The sequence below is a fragment of the Burkholderia sp. HI2500 genome (genome assembly GCF_002223055.1).
Lineage (GTDB): Bacteria > Pseudomonadota > Gammaproteobacteria > Burkholderiales > Burkholderiaceae > Burkholderia.
In genome coordinates this window covers 212,691-234,091 of record NZ_NKFL01000004.1, presented here as the reverse complement: position 1 = coordinate 234,091, position 21,401 = coordinate 212,691, and the positions used below count along the sequence as shown (strand labels likewise).

Annotated in this window: 15 protein-coding genes; 8 read left to right on the top strand and 7 right to left on the bottom strand. The window is 68.7% G+C overall.

Annotated elements, in window-relative coordinates:
• Position 1 precedes the first annotated feature (1 nt).
• Complete coding sequence (gene hemH, locus CFB45_RS03590) at positions 2-1,066, bottom strand: ferrochelatase (protein ID WP_089424553.1); 1,065 nt, start codon at positions 1,064-1,066, stop codon at positions 2-4.
• A 147-nt stretch (positions 1,067-1,213) separates the two neighbouring features.
• Entirely contained in the window at positions 1,214-2,236 is a 1,023-nt protein-coding gene (gene hrcA / locus CFB45_RS03585) for a heat-inducible transcriptional repressor HrcA (protein ID WP_089424552.1), read from the bottom strand.
• Positions 2,237-2,367: 131 nt separating this feature from the next.
• Between hrcA and CFB45_RS03580 the strand changes: the two genes are divergently transcribed.
• Positions 2,368-3,270: an NAD kinase gene (locus CFB45_RS03580; RefSeq protein WP_089424551.1), complete on the top strand. Its 903-nt coding sequence runs from the start codon at positions 2,368-2,370 to the stop codon at positions 3,268-3,270.
• 19 nt (positions 3,271-3,289) lie between these two features.
• Positions 3,290-4,939 (top strand): DNA repair protein RecN, encoded by a 1,650-nt coding sequence (gene recN / locus CFB45_RS03575; protein ID WP_089424550.1) that lies wholly within the window; start codon positions 3,290-3,292, stop codon positions 4,937-4,939.
• A 192-nt stretch (positions 4,940-5,131) separates the two neighbouring features.
• Here recN and CFB45_RS03570 read toward each other — a convergent pair whose 3' ends face one another.
• Positions 5,132-7,375 (bottom strand): carbohydrate-binding protein, encoded by a 2,244-nt coding sequence (locus CFB45_RS03570; protein WP_256978101.1) that lies wholly within the window; start codon positions 7,373-7,375, stop codon positions 5,132-5,134.
• 137 nt (positions 7,376-7,512) lie between these two features.
• Positions 7,513-10,302, bottom strand: coding sequence for a bifunctional [glutamate--ammonia ligase]-adenylyl-L-tyrosine phosphorylase/[glutamate--ammonia-ligase] adenylyltransferase (gene glnE / locus CFB45_RS03565; protein ID WP_089425847.1), 2,790 nt, complete (start codon positions 10,300-10,302; stop codon positions 7,513-7,515).
• A gap of 226 nt (positions 10,303-10,528) precedes the next feature.
• Here glnE and CFB45_RS03560 point away from each other — a divergent pair, with 226 nt between their 5' ends.
• The 3 genes from CFB45_RS03560 (at position 10,529) to tldD (ending at position 17,171) form a co-directional block, all read left to right on the top strand.
• On the top strand, positions 10,529-14,728 hold the full coding sequence (locus CFB45_RS03560; protein ID WP_089424549.1) for a YhdP family protein: 4,200 nt from the start codon (positions 10,529-10,531) through the stop codon (positions 14,726-14,728).
• Between the two features lie 63 nt (positions 14,729-14,791).
• On the top strand, positions 14,792-15,619 hold the full coding sequence (locus tag CFB45_RS03555) for a carbon-nitrogen hydrolase family protein (protein WP_089424548.1): 828 nt from the start codon (positions 14,792-14,794) through the stop codon (positions 15,617-15,619).
• A gap of 85 nt (positions 15,620-15,704) precedes the next feature.
• Positions 15,705-17,171, top strand: coding sequence for a metalloprotease TldD (gene tldD, locus CFB45_RS03550; protein ID WP_039361365.1), 1,467 nt, complete (start codon positions 15,705-15,707; stop codon positions 17,169-17,171).
• A 110-nt stretch (positions 17,172-17,281) separates the two neighbouring features.
• On the opposite strand, the gene CFB45_RS38915 is transcribed toward tldD, so the two are convergent.
• Complete coding sequence (locus tag CFB45_RS38915; RefSeq protein WP_174973275.1) at positions 17,282-17,575, bottom strand: hypothetical protein; 294 nt, start codon at positions 17,573-17,575, stop codon at positions 17,282-17,284.
• Here CFB45_RS38915 and aroG point away from each other — a divergent pair.
• The 3 genes from aroG to CFB45_RS03535 all read left to right on the top strand — a co-directional run bounded on the left by aroG (position 17,574) and on the right by CFB45_RS03535 (position 19,427).
• Positions 17,574-18,647 (top strand): 3-deoxy-7-phosphoheptulonate synthase AroG, encoded by a 1,074-nt coding sequence (aroG, locus tag CFB45_RS03545; RefSeq protein ID WP_089424547.1) that lies wholly within the window; start codon positions 17,574-17,576, stop codon positions 18,645-18,647. The two genes, CFB45_RS38915 and aroG, sit on opposite strands and share 2 nt — an antisense overlap.
• 124 nt (positions 18,648-18,771) lie before the next feature.
• Complete coding sequence (locus tag CFB45_RS03540) at positions 18,772-19,041, top strand: type II toxin-antitoxin system Phd/YefM family antitoxin (RefSeq protein ID WP_089424546.1); 270 nt, start codon at positions 18,772-18,774, stop codon at positions 19,039-19,041.
• A complete protein-coding gene (locus tag CFB45_RS03535) occupies positions 19,038-19,427 on the top strand; it encodes a type II toxin-antitoxin system VapC family toxin (RefSeq protein ID WP_011351011.1) in 390 nt (129 codons plus the stop codon). The genes CFB45_RS03540 and CFB45_RS03535 overlap by 4 nt, the downstream gene beginning before the upstream one ends.
• 74 nt (positions 19,428-19,501) lie before the next feature.
• Here the strand turns inward: CFB45_RS03535 and hmpA are convergent, their stop codons facing one another.
• The gene (gene hmpA, locus CFB45_RS03530) at positions 19,502-20,710 is read right to left on the bottom strand and encodes an NO-inducible flavohemoprotein (protein WP_089424545.1); all 1,209 of its coding nucleotides are present in this window, start codon (positions 20,708-20,710) and stop codon (positions 19,502-19,504) included.
• 92 nt (positions 20,711-20,802) lie between these two features.
• Positions 20,803-21,354: a cob(I)yrinic acid a,c-diamide adenosyltransferase gene (locus CFB45_RS03525; protein WP_048022312.1), complete on the bottom strand. Its 552-nt coding sequence runs from the start codon at positions 21,352-21,354 to the stop codon at positions 20,803-20,805.
• Positions 21,355-21,401: the final 47 nt, after the last annotated feature.

The window sequence follows — 21,401 nt, the reverse complement described above, 5'->3', positions numbered from 1 at the left end:
CTCAACTCACCATTTCGGGCTGCGCGGCCTTGACCGGCCAGCCCTGCAGATTCTCGGCGACGATCTCGCCGAGCGCGCCGATCCACGCGGACGCGCCATTCAGGCACGGAATCCGGTGGAACGCCTTGCCGCCGCCGGCGAGGAACTCGTCGCGCACTTCCATGCCGATCTCCTCGATGGTCTCCAGGCAGTCGGCCGTGAAACCGGGACAGAACACGTCGGCCCGCCGCACGCCGGCCTCGCCGAACTCGCGCAGCGTCGGCGCGGTGTAAGGCTGCAGCCATTCGGCCTTGCCGAAACGCGACTGGAACGTGACGCGGCATTCGGTCGTCGACAGCCCGAGCGCGGCCATCAGCAGCGCACCCGTCTGCTGGCACTGGTCGTGATAGGGATCGCCGAGGTCGAGCGTGCGCTTCGGCACGCCGTGAAAGCTCAGCACGAGCTTGTCGCCGGCCGCGAAATCGGGCCGGCCGTGCTGCGCCCAATACTGGCGCACCTGCTCGGCCAGCGCATGGATATAGGCCGGATGGTCGGCGTAGTGCCGCACCGTGCGCACCTCGGGCTGATTGCGCATGCGCGCGAGCGCGTCGAAGGCGGCGTCGAACGCCGTGGCGGTGGTCGACGCCGAGTATTGCGGATACATCGGCATCAGCAGCACGCGCTCGACGCCCGCCCGCTTGAACTGCGCGAGCGCGTGCGAAATGTTCGGGCTGCCGTAGCGCATCGCGTAGTCGACCATCACGTGATAGCCGTTCGACGTGAGCAGGTGCCGCACGCTGTCGGTCTGGTGCTCCGTGTACACGCGCAGCGGCGAGCCCTCGGGCATCCAGACCGCCGCGTATTTCTTCGCGGACGCACGGCCGCGCAGCGGCAGGATGAGCGTGCGCAGCAGCACCTGCCAGACGGCCTGCGGAATCTCGACGACCCGCGGATCCGACAGGAATTCGGCCAGGTAGCGCCGCACCGCGCGCGGTGTCGGGGCGTCGGGCGTGCCGAGATTGATCAGCAGCACACCGATGCGATGGGCAGCCGCGGTGCTCGAAGGCGGCTCAAGATCGAAACGCATGGGCAATTACGTGCTCGGGGCACGGGACCGGACGGCTCTCAATTATAGCGGGCCGCTCCGCGCCGGTCGGCTGGCCGTTCGGCCGACTGCCGGCACACGCGGTGCCGCGGCACGATGACGGGGCAGGATCGGGCCGGCGACCGCAGGCTACTGCTGGCTCAGCGTGAGCGACAGCAGGCGCGCGGTGATGTCGACGATCGGTATCACGCGGTTGTACGCCATGCGGGTCGGGCCGATCACGCCGAGCGTGCCGACGATCTGCCCGTTCACCTCGTAAGGCGCGGTAACGACGCTCATTTCCTCGATCGGCACGAGCGTCGATTCGCCGCCAATGAAGATCTGCACGCCGTGGGCGTGGCTCGACACGTCGAGCAGTTGCAGGAGGCCCGTCTTTTGGTCGAATACGTCGAACAGCTTGCGCAGTCGCGCCATGTCGGACGAGAGATCCGCCACTTCGAGCAGGTTGCGCTCGCCGGAAATCAGCACGGTGTCCTCCGTGTCAGGCACCTCGGTGCTGGCCGTCACGGCGGCGTGCATCAGCGCGGTCATGTCGCCGCGCAACTGGTCGATCTCGTCGCGCAGGCGGCGGCGCACCTCGTCGAACGACAGGCCGGCGAAATGCGCGTTGATGTAGTTGGACGCCTCCGTCAGTTGCGACGGCGAGTAATCGCGCGGCGTCGCGAGCATCCGGTTCTGCACGTCGCCTTCGGGCGTGACGATGATCAGCAGGATGCGCTTGTCCGACAGGCGCATGAACTCGATCTGCTTGAACACGTGGCTGCGGCGCGGCGTCAGCACCACGCCCGCGAACTGCGACAGGTTCGACAGCACGCTCGCGGCGGCCGCCACGACCCGCTGCTGCGGCTCGCCCGCCTGCAGCGTGTTCTGCACCTGCCGCGCGACGGCTTCGGCGTCGATCGGCGCCTCGACCGTCAGCATCGTGTCGACGAACAGCCGGTAGCCGCGCGGCGTCGGCACGCGGCCGGCCGACGTGTGCGGGCTCGACACGAGGCCGAGCTCCTCCAGGTCGGACATCACGTTGCGGATCGTTGCCGGGCTCAGCTCGAGCCCGGAGTAACGGGACAACGTGCGCGATCCGACTGGCTGACCGTCGGCGATATACCGTTCGATCAGGGTTTTCAGGAGGGTTCGTGCGCGAGGATCTAGCATGGTGGAAAATTTTAGCGCAACCGCGCGACCGCGGCGAGTGGCGTCGGCTACCGTTGCGCGGGCCGGCCCGATCCGGCCCCGACCGCGCACAGCCGGTTCTTTTCGTCAACGAGCTATGGTGTAATGCCGGCATGAAAACCGGTAATCAGTTCAACACTGTCGCGCTCGTCGGCCGGAGCAACACGCCGAACATCGCCGAGCCGCTCGCCACGCTGGCCGCCTGCGTCGCCAAGCGGGGCTTCGAGGTCGTCTTCGAAGCCGAGACCGCGCGCGAGATCGGCATCACCGGCTACCCGGCGCTGACCCCGGCCGAAATCGGGGCGCGTGCCGATGTGGCGGTCGTGCTGGGCGGCGACGGGACGATGCTCGGCATCGGCCGTCAGCTCGCGCCGTACAAGACACCGCTGATCGGGATCAACCACGGGCGGCTCGGCTTCATCACCGATATCGCGGCGGCCGACATGCAGGCGCTCGTCCCGGTGATCCTGTCGGGCAAGTTCGAGCGCGAGGAGCGCGCGCTGCTCGAGGCCCGGATCATGCGCGACGGCGAACCGATCTACCACGCGCTCGCCTTCAACGACGTCGTCGTAAACCGCAGCGGCTTCTCCGGGATGGTCGAGCTGCGCGCATCGGTCGACGGCCGGTACATGTACAACCAGCGTTCGGACGGCCTGATCGTCGCCACGCCGACCGGCTCGACCGCTTACGCGCTGTCGTCGGCCGGCCCGATCCTCCATCCGCAGCTGGCGGGCATCGTGCTCGTGCCGATCGCGCCGCACGCGCTGTCGAACCGGCCGATCGTGCTGCCCGACGATTCGAAAATCGCGATCCAGATCGTCGGCGGGCGCGACGTCAACGTGAACTTCGACATGCAGTCGTTCACCGCGCTCGAACTGAACGACACGATCGAGGTGCGCCGCTCGAAGCACACGGTGCCGTTCCTGCACCCGATCGGCTACAGCTACTACGCGACGCTGCGCAAGAAGCTGCACTGGAACGAACACGCCTCGAACGAAGACGACAAGGCGTCCTGACGCCGCTCTGCCCGACACCATGCTCCGCCACCTCTCGATCCGCGACTTCGTCATCGTCGCCGCGCTCGATCTCGAATTCGACAGCGGCTTTTCCGTGTTTTCCGGTGAAACCGGTGCCGGGAAATCGATCCTGATCGACGCCCTTGCCCTCGCGCTCGGCGAACGTGCCGACGCGAGCGTCGTGCGCACCGGCTGCAGCCGCGCCGACATCACCGCCGAATTCACGCCGCACGACCGCGTCGCGCGCTGGCTCGACGAACACGCGTTCGACACCGAGGACACCGTGATGCTGCGCCGCGTGATCGATGCGAACGGCCGGTCGCGCGCGTTCATCAACGGCACCAGCGCGACGCTCGCGCAGCTGCGCGAGCTCGGCGAGATGCTCGTGGACATCCACGGCCAGCATGCGCACCAGTTGCTGATGCGGCCCGACGCGCAGCGCGAGCTGTTCGATACGCACGCGGGGCTCGTCGCCGATGCCGCGAACGTCGCGCGCGCATGGCGCGTGTGGCGCGACGCGACGCAGGCGATCGACGCTGCAAAAGCGCACGAGCGCGAGCTGCAGCTCGAGCGCGAAAAGCTCGCCTGGCAGCTCGCCGAACTCGACAAGCTCGCGCCGCAGCCCGGCGAATGGGACGAAGTCAGCAACGAGCACAAGCGCCTGTCGCATTCGGCGAACCTGATCGAAGGCGTGCGCGGTGCGCTCAACGCGCTGTCCGAGTCCGACGACGCGATGCTCGCGCAGCTCGGCGCGATCGTGTCGAAGCTGCGCAGCCTCGCCGACTACGACACCTCGCTCGGCGACGCGCTCGCGTCGCTCGAACCGGCCGAGATCCAGTTGCAGGAGGCCGTCTATTCGCTGCAGCACTATGCGCAGCGCGTCGATCTCGATCCCGAACGGCTCGCGCAGGTCGAAACGCGTCTCGATGCGCTGCACTCGACCGCCCGCAAGTTCCGCTTGCCGCCCGACACGCTGCACGAAGAACACGCGGCACGCCGCGCACAGCTCGCCGCACTCGATGCGGCGGCCGATCTCGGCGCGCTCGTGGCGGCGCAGGCCAAGGCGCGGGAAGCCTATCTCGCCGACGCCAAACACCTGTCCAAGGCACGCGCGCAGGCCGCCAAGGCGCTCGGCACGGCCGTCACGGCCGGCATGCAGGAACTGTCGATGGCGGGCGGGAGCTTCGAAGTCGCGCTCGTGCCGCTCGCCGACGGCGGCCCGCACGGGCTCGAGCAGGTCGAATTCCGGGTCGCCGGGCACCCCGGCGTGCCGCTGCGGCCGCTCGCGAAGGTGGCGTCGGGCGGCGAGCTCGCGCGGATCAGCCTCGCGCTCGCGGTGATCGCCAGCGCGGCAAGCCCGACGCCGACGCTGATCTTCGACGAAGTCGATACGGGGATCGGCGGCGGCGTCGCCGAAGTGGTCGGCCGCCTGCTGCACCAGCTCGGGCGCGATCGCCAGGTGCTGTGCGTGACGCACTTGCCGCAGGTCGCCGCGCGCGGTGATCACCACTACCAGGTCGCAAAAGGCGCCGACGACCGTGGCGGCACGGTGTCGACCGTCGTCGCGCTCGACCGCGCCAACCGCATCGAGGAAGTCGCGCGGATGCTCGGCGGGCTCGAGATCACGGCGACCACGCGCAAGCACGCGAAGGAAATGCTCGCCGCATAAGGCACGGATACGCGGGAATGCACGCTCAGCCAACGTGAAAACGTAAAAAAGGCCGTTCCGGGTAATACCGGAGCGGCCTTTTGATGGGTTCCGACGTATCCGACGCGCTTCGCGGCACGACGAACTCACCGGGTGGCACCAGATCGAACGGCACGCGCCAGCGCGGTCGCCCGCGCCGGCGCCTCGCCGTGCCTACTTGCCCTTGCACGTCGCATGCATGTTCGCGACACCCTTCTCGCGCCACGCGCCCCACTCACCACCCGTCCCCGGCACATCGCCGAGCACCCACCAGCCGTTGAGCCAGGTCTTGCCGGCGTGGCTGACCTCGTGGCACGGCGTCGCGTAGGTCTTCTTCTTGTCCCAGGCAGGCGCGCCCGTGGCCACGTCGGCACGCACCATGACGCCATGCGTCGCCACCGCACTGCGGTTCTGCGCATCGGTCACGGTCAGCTTCACGTCGTAGCGCTGCGCCTGCGTCGCCTTCGGCGCAACGAACGATGCATTCGCACCCTGCTGGTCGATCGCAAGTCCTGCCGGCGCGGTCCACGCATACTTCAGCCCCTTGCCGGTCGACGCCGCGCCGGACAACGCGACGGTCGCGCCACCGTCGACCGTCGCCGGCCCGCTGATCGCGGCCCGCGGCGGCGGGACGATTTCCTGCGCCTTCACCTTGACGACATGCGACGCCTGCGCCGTGTAGCCCTTGTCGTTGGTCACGGTCAGATCGAAGGCGTAATCGCGGTCCCGTTCGAACGCGGGCGCAACGAACTTCAGTTCCGCGCCGTTCGGTTTCGCATCGATGCCGGCCGGGGCCGTCCACGCATGGCGCAACTGCTCGCCGACCGACGATGCGCCCGACAACACAACCGTCGCGCCCGCGTTCGCCTGTTGCGGGCCGATGACGGCCGCCTGCGGCAGCAGCACCCCGTCGTTCTTCACCTCGACCACCGCGCCGTTCGGCCCGACCGACTTGACGGTGACGATCTTGCCCGACAGCGTGTCGTGCAACGCATGACCCGGCATCAGCGGCGCGTCCTTCATGCCCTGCGCGCTGCCCGGCGTCGCATCGACCAGCGTATTGGTCAGCACATTGCCGGCGTGTGCGACGGTTCGCACGATCACGCCATTGACGAACGGGTCATCGGACTTCCAGTTGTCGAAGCCGGGCTGCGGCTGGCGAAACTCGAGCCACAGCGTCGAGCCGTCGGCGCGCGCCAGACGGTACGCCTTCGCACCCGACGCTTTGCCCCACAGCGGCGCGAGTTGGTACGTGCCCTCGCCCTTGATCTCGGGTACGTCGGCTTCGGTCAGCCAGCCTCTGAGCAACTGGTAGCTCGCCGGATACAAACGCCGGCCACCGCCGCCCATCGTGTCGGACGGATCGTCGACCCCGCCCGCGCGACACGCGCTGCCCACCTCGACCGTGCCGCCCGGCGTCGGGCAGTTGACGAGCGAGCCCGGATGCCGCGCGCCGAGGCTGTGACCGAATTCGTGGGACCACATCCAGTAACCCTGGCCGCTCGCGTTCGACAGGATCCAGTTGCCGGGCATCGCCGCCAGGCCGGCCCAGTTGCAGCTGCTCATTTTCGGCAGTTCGACGAACAGGTAGTCGAACTTGTCCGGGTTCACACCGCGGGCGAACGCCGCGCTGCGCGCCGCCGCGCGAATCGCGCCGGAATCGCAACTGGCCGGACGGTCGCCAAGGTTGACGCTGTCGAGCGTCTGACCGTGCAACGTCAGCTTGCCGTGCGACGCGACCTCGACATAACGCCGCAGCGACGAATAGTCGTCGCCGTCGCCGAACACCGCCTTGCGCACCACTTCGCTATCGGCCGGTTGGGAGTCGTTGAAGTGCGTGATCATCAGCAACGCCGACTTGTCGCCGAGCAGCGGGCGCTGCGACGGCGAGATCGATGCGGACGACCGCCAGACCGACGCCGGCTGGCCGCGCAGGTTCTGCATCGCGACGCCGGCGCTCCCTTCCCGCGGCGCCAGCACTTCGTTGGATCGGCCGGTGTTGACCCGGTACCGGTTGCCGAACGACACGCGGCCGTCGATGCCGATGTCCGCTCGCCAGTCGCGCATCGTCTGGTCGCCCTCGCTGCAGACGCCGACCGACACGCGCCCCATGCCGTTGTCGCCGGTGGCCGAATGCAGGCACATCTTCGTGCCGCGCGCCGCGCTCGCGCCGGCGTTGATGATGCGCTGGAAGCCGTCGCGCGGCTCGAAGGTCCAGTCCTGCGCGGCGCTGCCGTCGCATGCCGCGAACACGGCCGCGTTGTCGGCCGGCTGCCAGGCCAGGCACTGGCCATCGCCACGCGACAGGTTCTTCAGCGGGGTGGAAGCCGTTTCCGCTGCGCCAGCGGAAACGGAGAACAGTCCAGCGACGGCCGCGGACAGCGCCGTCGTGGCAAGAGAGTAGCGGATAGGTTTCAAGATGAGTTGAGATCGCTGGTGGCGCACACGGCACCGGTTGAACGGAAAGCCGGATTCTTCCGATACCCGCCCTTCCACTCAAACAATCTCAAACGAATCTCAATGCCGGCCGCTGCCGCGCGCCCGGCGTGCCGCGGTCAGATTCCGCCGAACACGCGCTCCCACAGCGCCGTCACGGCCGCCCGCTCGTCGGCCACCACGGCCGGATCGACCCGCGCCTTCTCCATCCCGTCGAGCCGCAGCTTGTGCTGCAGCTTCCGGTATTTGCGGTACGCCGCGCCGACGCGCTCGGCCTCGTCCTCGCCCATCAGCCCGAAGCGCGCGACCTCGCGCAGCAGCGCGATGTTGCCCGTGTTGCGGATCAGCTCGGCATCGCTCGACGCGTGCAGCAGCACCCAGTACTGGACGATGAACTCGATGTCGACCATCCCGCCGCGATCGTGCTTCAGGTCGAACAGCTCGGTCTGGTTCGGGTGGCCGGCGAACACCTTGCCGCGCATGTCGACGATTTCCTTCGCGAGCACGCCGCCGTCGCGCGGCGTCGTCAGCACCTGCTGGCGAATCGCCTCGAAGTCCGCGCCGATCTGCGCGTCGCCCGCGCTGTAGCGGGCTCGCGTCAGCGCCTGATGCTCCCAGACCCACGCGGTATTCGCGGCGTCGCCCTCGCGCAGCTGGTAGCGGCGGAACGCGTCGAGATCGGTGACGAGCAGCCCGGCCTCGCCGTTCGGCCGCAGCCGCAGGTCGATGTCGAACAGCGCGCCCGCCCCGGTCGCCGTGGTGAGCCACGTGATCAGGCGCCGCGTGAAGGTCGTGTAGACGTCCGCCGAACGCTCGTCGGCGTCGTCGTACAGGAAGATCAGGTCGAGATCCGATGCGTAGCCGAGCTCCTTGCCGCCCAGCTTGCCGTACGCGATCACCGCGAACTTCGGCACGTCGCGATGGCGCTTCGCGAGCTGCGACCAGACGACTTCGATCGTCACGTCGAGCACCGCGTCGGCCAGCTCGGACAGCCGGTCGCTCACGTGCTCGACCGACAGTTGCCCGGCCAGGTCGATCAGCAGGATCCGGAACACCTCCGCGTGCTGCGCGTGCCGCAGCAGGTCCATCTGTTGCTCGGGGCCGTCGGCCGCGGCGAGGCGCGCGCGCAGCGCGTCCTTGAACGCGGGCCAGTCGAACGGGCTCGCGATCGCCTCGTCGTCGAGCAGTTCGTCGAGCAGTTGCGGATGGCGGATCAGGTAGCCGCCGCCCCAGCGCGTCGCACCGAGCACCGACAGCACGCGGTCGAGCGCGGCCGGATATTCGGTCAGCAGCGCGAGATAGACACCGCGCCGGCTGACCGTCTCGAGCAGGTCGAACAGGCGCACGATCGTGTCGTCGCGGCGCGCGGCGTCGATGTTCGGCGCGGCGTCGAGCGCCCGCTGCGCGACGCTGTCGAAGCGCTGCCGGCTCTTTTCCGGTAGGCCCGTGTAGCGCGACGACTGCCAGATCGCGCGCAGCCGGGCGAGCACGGTGGCCGGATCCGTAAAACCGAGGCCGTCGAGACGCGCGACCAGCGCGTCGTCCTCGCCGTCGTCGGCCAGCGCGCCGCTCCAGATCCACGCGGCGGCCGTGTCGTCGCCGGCCCCGCAGGGCGCGCCGCTCGCCTTGTCGGCAAAAATCTGGTCGAACTGCGCTTCGACGAACGTGCGGTGGCCGTCCAGCACCGTCATCAGCGCCGCATAGTCGGCGAAGCCCAGCGACGCGGCCAGCGCCGCGCGCTCGTCCGGCTCGACCGGCATCGCGTGCGTCTGCGCGTCGTTGCGGTACTGCAGACGGTGCTCGAGCGTGCGCAGGAAGTTGTAGGCCTCGGTCAGGCGCGCACGCACATCCTCGCCGATCAGCCCGCGCGCCTGCGCATGGCGCAGCACCGCAAGCGTCGGCCGCACGCGGAATTCCGCATCCTGGCCGCCGCGGATCAGCTGGAACACCTGGGCACTGAATTCGATCTCGCGGATCCCGCCGCGCCCGAGCTTGATGTCGTCGGCCTTGTCGGGCCGCATCGACGCGCGGCGCGCGGCTTCCTGCCGGATCTGCTGGTGCAGCGAGCGGATCGCGCCGATCACGCCGAAGTCGAGGTAGCGGCGGTACACGAACGGCTTGACGAGCGACTCGAGTTGCGACGCCAGCCGTTGCGCCGCGTCGCTGTCGCCTTCCGACACGAGCCGCCCCTTGATCCACGCATAGCGCTCCCACTCGCGCCCCTGTACGTAGAAATACTCCTCGAGCATGCCGAGGCTGCAGACGAGCGGCCCCGAATCGCCGTTCGGACGCAGCCGCATGTCGACGCGAAACACGTAGCCGTCGGCCGTGACTTCCGACAACACGCCGATCAGCCGCCGGCCGAGCCGCGTGAAGTATTCCTGCGTGGACAGCGGCGAACGCGCGCCGCCGGTCGTCTCGCCGTCGTCCTCGTAGACGAAGATCAGGTCGATGTCCGACGACACGTTCAGCTCGCGGCCGCCGAGCTTGCCCATCCCGACCACGCCGAGCACGACGCGCTGGCCGTCGGCGCCGCGCGGCTCGCCGTACAGCGCCTCGAGCTCGGCCGACAGCAGCGCGAGCGAGCGCTGCACGGCCACTTCCGCGAGATCGGTCATCGCGCCCGTCACCTCGGCGACGTCCGCCAGCCCGCGCAGGTCGCGCTCCGCCACCGCGCCGAATGCCTCGGCGCGCAGTTGCCGCAGCGCGCGCTTCAGGTGCTCCTCGGTCGGCGCGGCGGCGCCGGCCGGCGTTGCCAGCAGTTCGGTGAGGCGCGCGTCGAGCTGCGCGCGACCGAGCGGCGCGGCCGCCCACGCGGCGACCTGGTCGACGAGCGCGGGTCGCGCGGCGGCCGCGCGGGCCAGGTAACGGGAATAGGACGTGCTGATCAGGGCGGAAGCGTCGGTCATCGAGAAGCGGGCCTGGCGGAACGGCCGGCCGGCACGGGAACGCATGCGCGCCCCACTCCCGACCGGCTCCATGGACTCGGCGCGGCATCGCGGGGCGGGTACGCCCGTCGCGAAACCGCGCGCCGGAAAGCCCGTGCCGCGCTGCCGCATCGGCCGCCGGCACGAACCCGTGTGATACATTTCAACGTCAGTCTGCAAAACTACCATATCGCCGCCCGTCCGCCGCATGTCCGACCGTCAGGAATCCGCCGTAGCTGCGCCCGAAGCGGGACCTCCGAAGCACGATCATCCGGTCTTGCGTCGCGTGTTCAGGGTGACGCTGGCAGTCGGGATCGGCACCTACTTCATCGCGTCCGGCACCTTCCTCGGGCTGCGCTACGTCCTGCTGCCCCGCATCGACGAATTCCGTCCGCGCATCGAACGCGCGGTGTCCGACAAGCTCCACGCGCAGCTTTCAATCGGCAAGCTTTCCCCGAACTGGTCCGGCATGCAGCCGGGCGTCGAACTCACGAACCTGACGATCCGCGGCCATGACGGCAAGGTCGCGCTGTCGGTGCCGCATGCGACGGCCGCGCTGTCGTGGATGTCGCTGCTGAGGCTGTCGCCCGCGCTGTCGAGCCTGATCGTCGACCAGCCCGACCTGGTCGTCGCGCGGGCGGCCGACGGCTCGCTGAGCATCGCGGGCGTCGGCGTGGCGACCACCCACGGCGGCAACGACACGTTCGGCACGTGGCTGCTGAAACAGGAGGCGATCGTGCTGCGCGGTGGCACGCTGCGCTGGCGCGACGCGCAGCATGACGCGCCGGAGCTCGTGCTGTCGGGCATCCGGCTCGCGGTGCTCAATGCCGGCCGCGTGCACAAGGCCGCGCTGCAGGCGCCCGCGAACGGCACGCTGCTGCTCGGCCCGCTCGACTTCCGTGCGCGCTTCAGGCACAAGCCGCTCGCGCCGGTCGGCAAGCCAGCGAACTGGACGGGCGACGCGTACCTGTCGACGGGCCCGGTCGACCTGCAGACGCTGGCGCGCTACCTCGACATGCCGCTCACGATCCACGCGGGCCGGATCGACAACGCGATCTGGGCCACCTTCGGCGACGGCCACCTGCATTCGGCGGGCGGCGACCTGCAAGGCGCGGACGTCGCGCTGCGCGTGCGCCCGACGCAGCCGCGGCTCGACGTGCCGACGGTCGGCTTCGGCTGGGACATGCAGCTCGACGCCGGCCACGACTACACGCTGCACCTGACGCGCTTCAACGCGGAGCTCGGCCAGCCGCCGCTGCCGGACGGCACGCCGCTCGCCCGCTCGCTCGCGCTGTCGACGCTGACGGCCCGCTACCGCGTGCCGACCGCGAACCAGGGGCAGTTGTTGAGCGTCGTCGGCGACCGCGTCGATCTCGGCATCCTCAGCGAATTCATCCGCGGGCTGCCGCTGCCGGCACGCCTGCGCAACGAGCTGATCAAGCTTGACCCGCGCGGGATGGTGTCGAACTATCACATCGAGGTCGAGCGCGCGAAACCCGCGCATGCCGACCTCGCCGACGAGGAGCGGCGCACGGGCGCCGCGCCGATCGTGCGCTACCGCTTCCTCGGCGATCTCCAGGGCATCAGCTTCGCCGCGCAGGAGCCGCCGCCCGGGCTCTCGCCGCGCGGCCACCCGCGCGCCGGCTGGCCGGGTGTCGAGAACCTGTGGGGCCGCGTCGACGCGAACGAGACGGGCGGCTCCGCGCATTTCGACACGGTCAACGCGGCCGTCACGGTGCCCGGCGAATTCGACGAGCCGCGCCTGACGTTCGACCGGCTGCGCGGCAATGCGAAATGGACGATCACGCCCGCGCCCGGCGAGAAGCACGCGCGCGTCGACGTATCGCTGCCCGACCTGCTCGTCTCGAACCCCGATGCCGAAATCGCGGTGTCGGGCTCGTACGCGAACCCCGGCCACGGCCGCGGCACGCTCGACCTGCGCGCCGATTTCGCCCGGGCGTCGGTGGCGCGCATCCCGCGCTACCTGCCGACCGGGATGTCCGAACACCTGCGCGACTATCTCGGCCACGCGCTGCAGGACGGCCAGGTGACCAAGGGCGCGTCGATCGTCGCCCGTGGGCCGCTCGAGAAATTCCCGTTCGAACACGAGCCGGACGCCGGCGTGTTCCACATCGTCGCGCCGTTCACCGGCGGCCGCTTCGAACCGACGCCGTACCCGCCGCGCAAGCTCGCGAACGGCACGCCGAGCGTCTGGCCGGCGCTCGACGGGATCGACGGCGTATTCGAACTCGCGCAGAACAAGCTGCGCTTCGACATCCACCGCGCACACTACAAGCGCGTCGCGCTGACGAAGGTCGCCGGCCGCATCGACGATCTCGGCAATCCGACCCACTCGCCGCTCATCATCGACGGCCATGCGCAGGGCCCGCTCGCCGACCTGATCGACTACGCGGACAACAGCTCACTCGGCACGATGAGCGGACATATCGGCCAGCGGATCGATGCGCAGGGCCCCGCGTCGCTCGGGCTCAAGATCACGATTCCGCAGCACGTCGCGCATCCGCACACGCACGTCGAAGGCGCGCTCGCATTCGGCGGCAACACGCTGACGACCAGCGGCGTGCCGCCGCTGTCCGCACTGCGCGGCAGTGTCCGGTTCACCGAGGCCGGCGCGTCGCTGCACGAACTGTCGGGACGCTTCCTCGGCGGCCCGGTGCGCGCGAACGGCAACTTCCAGTCGCACGGGCCGTACACGGTGGACGTCGACGGCCGGCTCGCACTCGACGCCGCGCGCGGCCTGAACCTGCACGGCCCGGCCGCCGCGCTGCTCGAGCACGTGGTCGGCGACGCGCCGTACAAGGTCGCCGTGCGCGGCGCGCCGGGCCGCCTGCCCGACATCAGCGCGCGTTCCGACCTGACCGGCGTCGCGCTGAATTTCCCCGCGCCGTTCGCGAAGGCGGCCGGCACGCCGATGCCGTTCAGCTTCACGCTGCAGCCGGCGCCGCAGGCGGACGGCAAGCGTCTCGAGCACGCCGACCTGACGCTCGGCCCCGTATCCGCGACCTACCTGCTCGACGCGACGCGCGGCCAGCCGCTGCGCGCGGTGCGCGGCGCGATGGGCATTCACCGGATGCCCGACATGCCGCAGGACGGCGTGAGCGCGGCCGTCGACGTCAACGAACTGGACGCCGACGCGTGGCTTGCGCTGGCCCATACGCTGAAGTCCGACACGCCGCGCGCGCCGGAGCCGCAGGCCGCGCCGCGCGTCGATTTCGCAAGCTTCGCGCCGAAGCGTTTCGCGCTCCACTTCGGCACGCTGAAGCTGCTCAAGCGCAACTGGGAAAACGTGATCATCGGCGCGTCTCACGTCGACGAGCTGTGGCAGGCGAACATCGCGTCGAACCAGGTGTCGGGCTACCTGTCGTGGGCGCCGGGCGGCGGCCACAACGGCGCGGGCGTGTTGAATGCGCGGCTCGCGAAGCTCGTGATCCCGGACAGCGCACAGCACGATCTCGTCGGCCGCGCGATGAACCTGCCGACGCCGACCGACCGCCCGATGCCGTCCATCGACCTGATCGTCGACCAGGTCGTCGCGCGCAACCACGACATCGGCCGCCTCGTCGTCAACGCGCGCAACATCGACGAAGCCGGCACACCGGTCTGGCAGCTCGACAAGCTGGAGCTGTCGAACCCGGACGCGAAGCTGACGGCGACCGGCAACTGGCGCACGTCGCGTCGCGCGCTCGCCCGCGGCGCCGACGAGAGCGACGCACCGCGCCGCACCGTGTTCGACTTCAAGCTCGACATCGGCAACGCGGGCGCGCTGCTCGACCGCGTCGGCCTGCCGCGCACGCTCGCGGACGGCCATGGCTCGGTGACCGGCAAGGTCGGCTGGCGCGGCGGCCCGACCGCGCTCGACTTCCCGTCGCTCGGCGGCCAGATCGCGATCGATCTCGAACACGGCCAGATCCTGAAGGTCGACCCGGGCGCCGCGAAGCTGCTCGGCGTGCTGAGCCTGCAGAGCCTCGCGCGCTTCCTGACGCTGAATTTCCGCGACGTGATCGGCAAGGGGCTGCCGTTCGACAAGATCACCGGCACCGGCCAGATCTCGAACGGGATCGCCCGCACCGACGACTTCTCGATGATGACGGGGCCCGCGAACGTCTCCGTGCGCGGCGCGGTCGATCTCGGCGCCGAGACGCAGGACCTGCACGCGCACGTCGCACCGAAGATCAGCGCGGGCGCCGCCGCGATCGGCGCGGCCATCATCAACCCGCTGCTCGGCGTCGGCGTGCTGGCCGCGAACTACGCGCTGTCGGAAACGCTGTCGCGCGCGTTCGCGCTCGACTACGCGATCACCGGCTCGTGGGCGCACCCGCACATCGAGCGGGTGCGGGGCGATCAGGGTAAGATGAATCACGGTCCGGCCGATGCGGCGAATCATTGAGCCGCGCGTCGAATCGCGCACGGTGCCGGGCCGCACCCCATTTATGACGCAACCGATCCTGCGATGACCGACCACACCCGTTCCGCCACGCCCTTCCAGGTCGCCGCGCTGCAGATGGTGAGCACGCCGGACGTCGCGCGCAATCTCGCCGAAGCCCGCCGCCTCATCGCGGAAGCCGCCGGCGAAGGCGCGCAGCTCGTGCTGCTGCCCGAGTATTTCTGCTTCATGGGCCACCGCGACACCGACAAGCTCGCGCTCGCCGAACCCTACCAGGACGGCCCGATCCAGCGCTTCCTCGCGGACGCCGCGCGTCGCCACGGCGTCTGGGTGATCGGCGGCACGCTGCCGCTGAAGGCGCCGGAACCCGATCGCGTGCTCAACACGACGCTCGTGTTCGATCCGTCCGGCAACGAAGCCGCGCGCTACGACAAGATCCACCTGTTCAACTTCGAGAAAGGCGACGAGTCGTTCGACGAGGCGCGCACGATCCGCGCGGGCGATACGGTCGTCGCGTTCGACGCGCCGTTCGGGCGGGTCGGCCTGTCGGTCTGTTACGATCTCCGCTTTCCGGAGCTGTATCGCAGGATGGGCGACTGCACGCTGATCGTCGTCCCGTCGGCGTTTACGTATACGACGGGCCGCGCGCACTGGGAAACGCTGCTGCGCGCACGGGCCGTCGAGAACCAGTGCTACGTGCTCGCGGCCGCGCAAGGCGGCAAGCACGAGAACGGCCGGCGCACCTGGGGCCACAGCATGCTGATCGACCCGTGGGGCGAGATCGTAGCGGTCCGCGACGTGGGCGCCAGCGTCGTGCTCGGCGCGATCGATCCGCAACGCATCGCCGACGTGCGCCAGAGCCTGCCCGCGTGGCGGCACCGCGTGCTGACCTGAATCCGCCGCGCCGCTTGAAACGCCGCGCGGCCAACCCATCTGCCCAGAAGCACCCGACAACTTTTTGAGAAACCCCGATATCCGCATGAACATCATCGAACCCGGCATCCGCAACCTCGCGCTGGCGAAGGACATCCTGCTCACGCCGTACGGCCTCGACGAAAGCCTGCTCACGCGCACGATCGCCGACATCTTCACGCATCGCGTCGACTACGCGGACCTGTACTTCCAGGCCACCCGCAGCGAAGCGTGGAGCCTCGAGGAAGGCATCGTCAAATCGGGCAGCTTCAGCATCGACCAGGGCGTCGGCGTGCGCGCGGTCGCGGGCGATCGCACCGCGTTCGCGTATTCCGACGACCTGTCGCCGGAAGCGATCGCGCAAGCCGCGGCGGCCACCAAGGCAATCGCGGCGGCCGGCGGCGGCCGCCAGAAGATCAAGGCGGCATCGTCGCTGAAGGGCATCTCGGGTCGCGACCTGTACCTGCCGTCCGATCCGCTCGCGTCGCTCGACGCGACGGCCAAGGTCAAGCTGCTCGAGCGCATCGAGCAGATGGCACGCGGCCGCGACCCGCGCATCACGCAGGTGATGGCGGGCCTCGCCGGCGAATACGACGTCGTGCTGGTCGCCCGCAGCGACGGCGCGCTCGCGGCCGACATCCGCCCGCTCGTGCGCGTGTCGGTCACGGTGATCGCCGAGCAGAACGGCCGCCGCGAGATCGGCTCCGGCGGCGGCGGCGGCCGCTTCGACTACGGCTACTTCACCGACGACGTGCTGTCGCGCTACGTCGACGACGCCGTGCATGCGGCGCTCGTGAACCTCGACGCCCGTCCTGCACCGGCCGGCGCGATGACGGTCGTGCTCGGGCCGGGCTGGCCGGGCGTGCTGCTGCACGAGGCGATCGGCCACGGCCTCGAGGGCGACTTCAACCGCAAGGGCTCGTCGGCATTCGCGGGCCGGATCGGCGAGCGCGTCGCCGCGAAGGGCGTGACCGTCGTCGACGACGGCACGCTGCCGAACCGCCGCGGCTCGCTGAACATCGACGACGAAGGCAACCCGACGCAGTGCACGACGCTGATCGAGGACGGCATCCTGAAGGGCTACATCCAGGACACGCTGAACGCGCGCCTGATGAAGATGCCGGTTACCGGCAACGCGCGCCGCGAGTCGTACGCGGCGCTGCCGATGCCGCGCATGACCAACACGTACATGCTGAACGGCGACAAGGATCCGCAGGAAATCATCGCATCGGTGAAGAACGGCCTGTACGCGGTGAACTTCGGCGGCGGCCAGGTCGACATCACGAACGGCAAGTTCGTGTTCTCGGCGTCCGAGGCGTACATGATCGAGAACGGCAAGATCACCTACCCGGTGAAGGGTGCGACGCTGATCGGCAGCGGCCCGGAATCGCTGAAGGACGTGAGCATGATCGGCAACGACATGTCGCTCGACTCGGGTGTGGGCGTGTGCGGCAAGGAAGGCCAGAGCGTGCCGGTCGGCGTCGGCCAGCCGACCCTGCGGATCGACAGGATGACGGTCGGCGGTACGGCATAACCGCATCGCGGCGCAGACATTCCGCGCATTTTGAAGAAAACGCGCGGAATGTCCGCATTTTTGACGTTTCCCGGTTGCCAGCCGCCCGGCGACGGGGTATAAATTCCGAATCAACTTTTTTGACGAACCGAATCTCCGTCATGTCCGCCAAGTTTTACTTTTACTTTTTTTGGTATCTCAGACCGCTGGCGGATCGAGAGGGTTGATGGCGCGTAAAGCGCAACCGAAATTCCCGAAAAAACCGCCGGCGAACCCGGCGGTTTTTTTTCGCCCTTCGCCACCCGGTCGCCGCCGCTGCGGTCCCGCGGCCCCGACCGACACCACTGAATCGCTTGAATTGATGAATCTGCCGCACGCGCACTCGCACTGACCGAACCGCGCCCGGAACCAAGGAGAAACAGCATGCCCCCGCACAACACCGACGACGTCCGCATTCGCGAACTCAAGGAACTGACGCCGCCCGCCCACCTGATCCGCGAATTCGCGTGCTCCGAAGCCGCGTCCGAGCTGATCTACAACTCGCGCCAGTCGATGCACCGCATCCTGCACGGGATGGACGACCGGCTGATCGTCGTCATCGGGCCGTGCTCGATCCATGACACGAAGGCGGCGATCGAATACGCGGGCCGGCTGGTGAAAGAGCGCGAGCGCTTCAAGGGCGAACTGGAAATCGTGATGCGCGTGTACTTCGAGAAGCCGCGCACGACGGTCGGCTGGAAGGGCCTCATCAACGATCCGCACCTCGACAACAGCTTCAAGATCAACGAAGGGCTGCGCACCGCGCGCGAGCTGCTGCTGCAGATCAACGAGATGGGGCTGCCGGCCGCGACCGAATACCTCGACATGATCAGCCCGCAGTACATCGCCGACCTGATCTCGTGGGGTGCGATCGGCGCGCGCACGACGGAATCGCAGGTGCACCGCGAGCTCGCGTCGGGGCTGTCGTGCCCGGTCGGCTTCAAGAACGGCACCGACGGCAACGTGAAGATCGCGGTCGACGCGATCAAGGCCGCCTCGCAGCCGCACCATTTCCTGTCGGTGACGAAGGGCGGCCATTCGGCGATCGTGTCGACGGCGGGCAACGAGGACTGCCACGTGATCCTGCGCGGCGGCAAGGCGCCGAACTACGACGCGGACAGCGTGAACGCCGCGTGCGCGGACATCGGCAAGGCCGGCCTCGCCGCGCGCCTGATGATCGACGCGAGCCACGCGAACAGCTCGAAGAAGCACGAGAACCAGATCCCCGTCTGTGCCGACATCGGCCGCCAGATCGCGGCCGGCGACGCCCGCATCGTCGGCGTGATGATCGAGTCGCATCTCGTCGAGGGGCGCCAGGACCTGAAGGAAGGCTGCGAGCTGACCTACGGCCAGAGCATCACCGATGCGTGCATCGCATGGGACGACAGCGTGAAGGTGCTCGAAGGTCTCGCGGAATCGGTGAAGGCGCGTCGCGTCACGCGCGGCAGCGGGAACTGACGGACGCAAACAGGCTGGCCGCATGACCCCGCCTGCCGGCGGGCTGGCCATGCGGCCAGCGTGCGGTCGTCATTTCACTCTGCTAGACTAGCTAACGCTATCTAGCTAACCAGGGGGGGCGACGATGCCGACCGTCAACATGCACGATGCCAAGTCGCGGCTCTCAAGCCTCGTCGAAGCGCTTGAATTGGGGCGCGAGTCCGAAGTCGTGATCGCCCGCAATGGTCATCCGGTTGCGCGGATCGTTCCTTACGCGGCGCCGAAGCGAATCGGCGCCGCTCGTCAATTGCTTGCCGGGCTGAACATCCCGACAACCGTCGAGGCATTCAATGCCGGTGACGCATCGATCGCGGCTGACTTCGATGCCAGCTTGGAACAAGGGCTCGCGCCGTGAAGCTGCTGCTCGATACGCACATCGCACTATGGGCGGCTGAAGGCGCACCTCAACTTTCGGCGACCGCAGCCGCGTTGATCGAGCATCCCGAGAACACGCTGTACGTCAGCGCTGCGTCCATCTGGGAAATCGCGATCAAATACCGCAAAGGCAATCTGCCCGTTCACCCACGTGATGCACGCTCGGCATTTCGGCTCGCCGGTTTTGCGGAGTTACCGATCAGCAGCGATCACGTCGAAGGTGTCGCCGCGTTGCCCGATTTTCCAGATCACGCCGATCCGTTTGACCGCGTGATGGTCGCGCAGGCGCTCCATGAAGGCATGCCGCTCGTCAGTGCTGATCCGAAAGTGTGGCGTTATCACGCGACGCTGATGCTGCGCGCCTGACGCCCTATGCGCGCGACAAAAATGCCCGGCTCCCGCCGGGCATTTTCATTGGCGGGAGGCGATCCGCCCGCGCATCACTCGAGCGCGCCCGAACCGAAGATCTCGGTGTTCACGCGTTCCGGCGCGACGCCCAGCGCGACGAGCGCGTCACGCTGCGCCTTCATGAACCCGATCGGGCCGCAGATGTAGTAGTCGGCGTCCGGCACCCGCGCGTACTGCTGCACGCGTTCCGGCGTGAGGCGCCCTTCCAGGTCGTGGTCGATGCCGGCGCGATCGTTCGGGCCGACCAGCTCGTACACCACCGTGCGCTTGACGTTCGCATGGTCGCGCACCGTATCGTTCAGCCAGTCGCGGAACGCGTGCACCGCGCCCGACCGGCAAGCGTGGACGAACCGCACTTCGCGCCGGCTGCCCTCGGCGATCAGCGTCGACGCCATCGACATCATCGGCGTGATGCCGACGCCGCCGGAGATCAGCACCACCGGCGTCTCGACGCCACGCTTCAGCGAGAATTCGCCCATCGGCGCGGTCCCTTCGACGATCGCGCCCTCTTCCACGCCGTCGTGCATCAGCGTCGACACCTTGCCGGCCGGAATGACTTCCGGCTTGCCGGCTTCACGCTTCACCGAAATGCGCAGCCACTTGCCGTGCGGCGCGTCGGACAGGCTGTACTGGCGCGGCTGGTCGACGCCGAGGTCGCCGACGAAGCGCTTCACGGTGATGTACTGGCCCGGCTCGAACGTCGGCGCCGCGCCGCCGTCGGCCGGCGTCAGGTAGAACGACGTGATCTCGTCGCTTTCGCGCACCTTGCGCTCGACCTTGAACGGGCGGAACCCGCTCCACGCGGCGCCCGCGTACAGGTCGGCCTCGACGCCGATCAGGATCTGCGCGAGCTGGCCGTACGCGACGCGCCATGCCTCGAGCGTCTCGGCATCGACCGCGTCGCCCAGCACTTCGACGATCGACGCGAGCAGGTTCTCGCCGACGATCGGGTAATGCTCGGGGCGGATGTTCAGGCTCGCGTGCTTGTGCGCAATCTTGGTCACGGCGCCGCCCAGCGCGCCGAGGTTGTCGATGTTCGCCGCATACGCGTAGACGGCCTTCGCGAGCGTTTCCGGCTGGCTGCCCGTCTTCTGGTGCGTCTGGTTGAACAGGTTCTTCAGTTCCGGATGGCGCGCGAACATGCGCTGGTAGAAGTGCTTCGTGATCGTCGCGCCGTGCACGGCGAGGACAGGGGCAGTGGCCTTCACGCGAGCCATCTGGTCAGCGGTGATGTGGGTCATGTTCGTTCTCCGTTAAACATGTACACACAATACATCTTTAAAAATGGACGCCCCTCGGGCAAATTGTCGCAGTGCGTCAAAGGGGCAAACGGTCAGCGGACGCGACCGCGCTCCCACAGCACGTCCGATCCGCCGTCGGTGCGGTTCAGCACGCGCGCCAGCACGAACAGCAGGTCCGACAGCCGGTTCACGTAGCGCCGCGGCGCATCATTGAGCGTCTCGGTGCGCCCGAGCGCGACGATCGAGCGCTCCGCGCGGCGGCATACGGTTCGGCACACGTGCGCGAGCGACGCCGCGCGCGAGCCGGCCGGTAGGATGAATTCCTTCAGCGGCGGCAGCGTCGCGTTGTAGTCGGCGAGCCAGCGGTCGAGACGCGCGAGATGCGTGTCGTCGAGCACGGTATGGCCGGGTATGCACAGTTCGCCGCCGAGATCGAACAGGTCGTGCTGGATCGTCACGAGCGCCGTGCGGATGTCGTCCGGCAGCGTTTCGGCGAGCAGCACGCCGAGGTTCGAGTTCAGTTCGTCGACGTCGCCGATCGCGGCGATCCGCGTGTCGTCCTTGCCGATGCGCCGGCCGTCGCCGAGCCCGGTGGTGCCATCGTCGCCCGTGCGCGTGGCGATCTTGCTCAAGCGGTTGCCCATGCGAATGTCCTCTCGTGCGTGGCCGCGACGCGGCCCGGTTGCGTTCG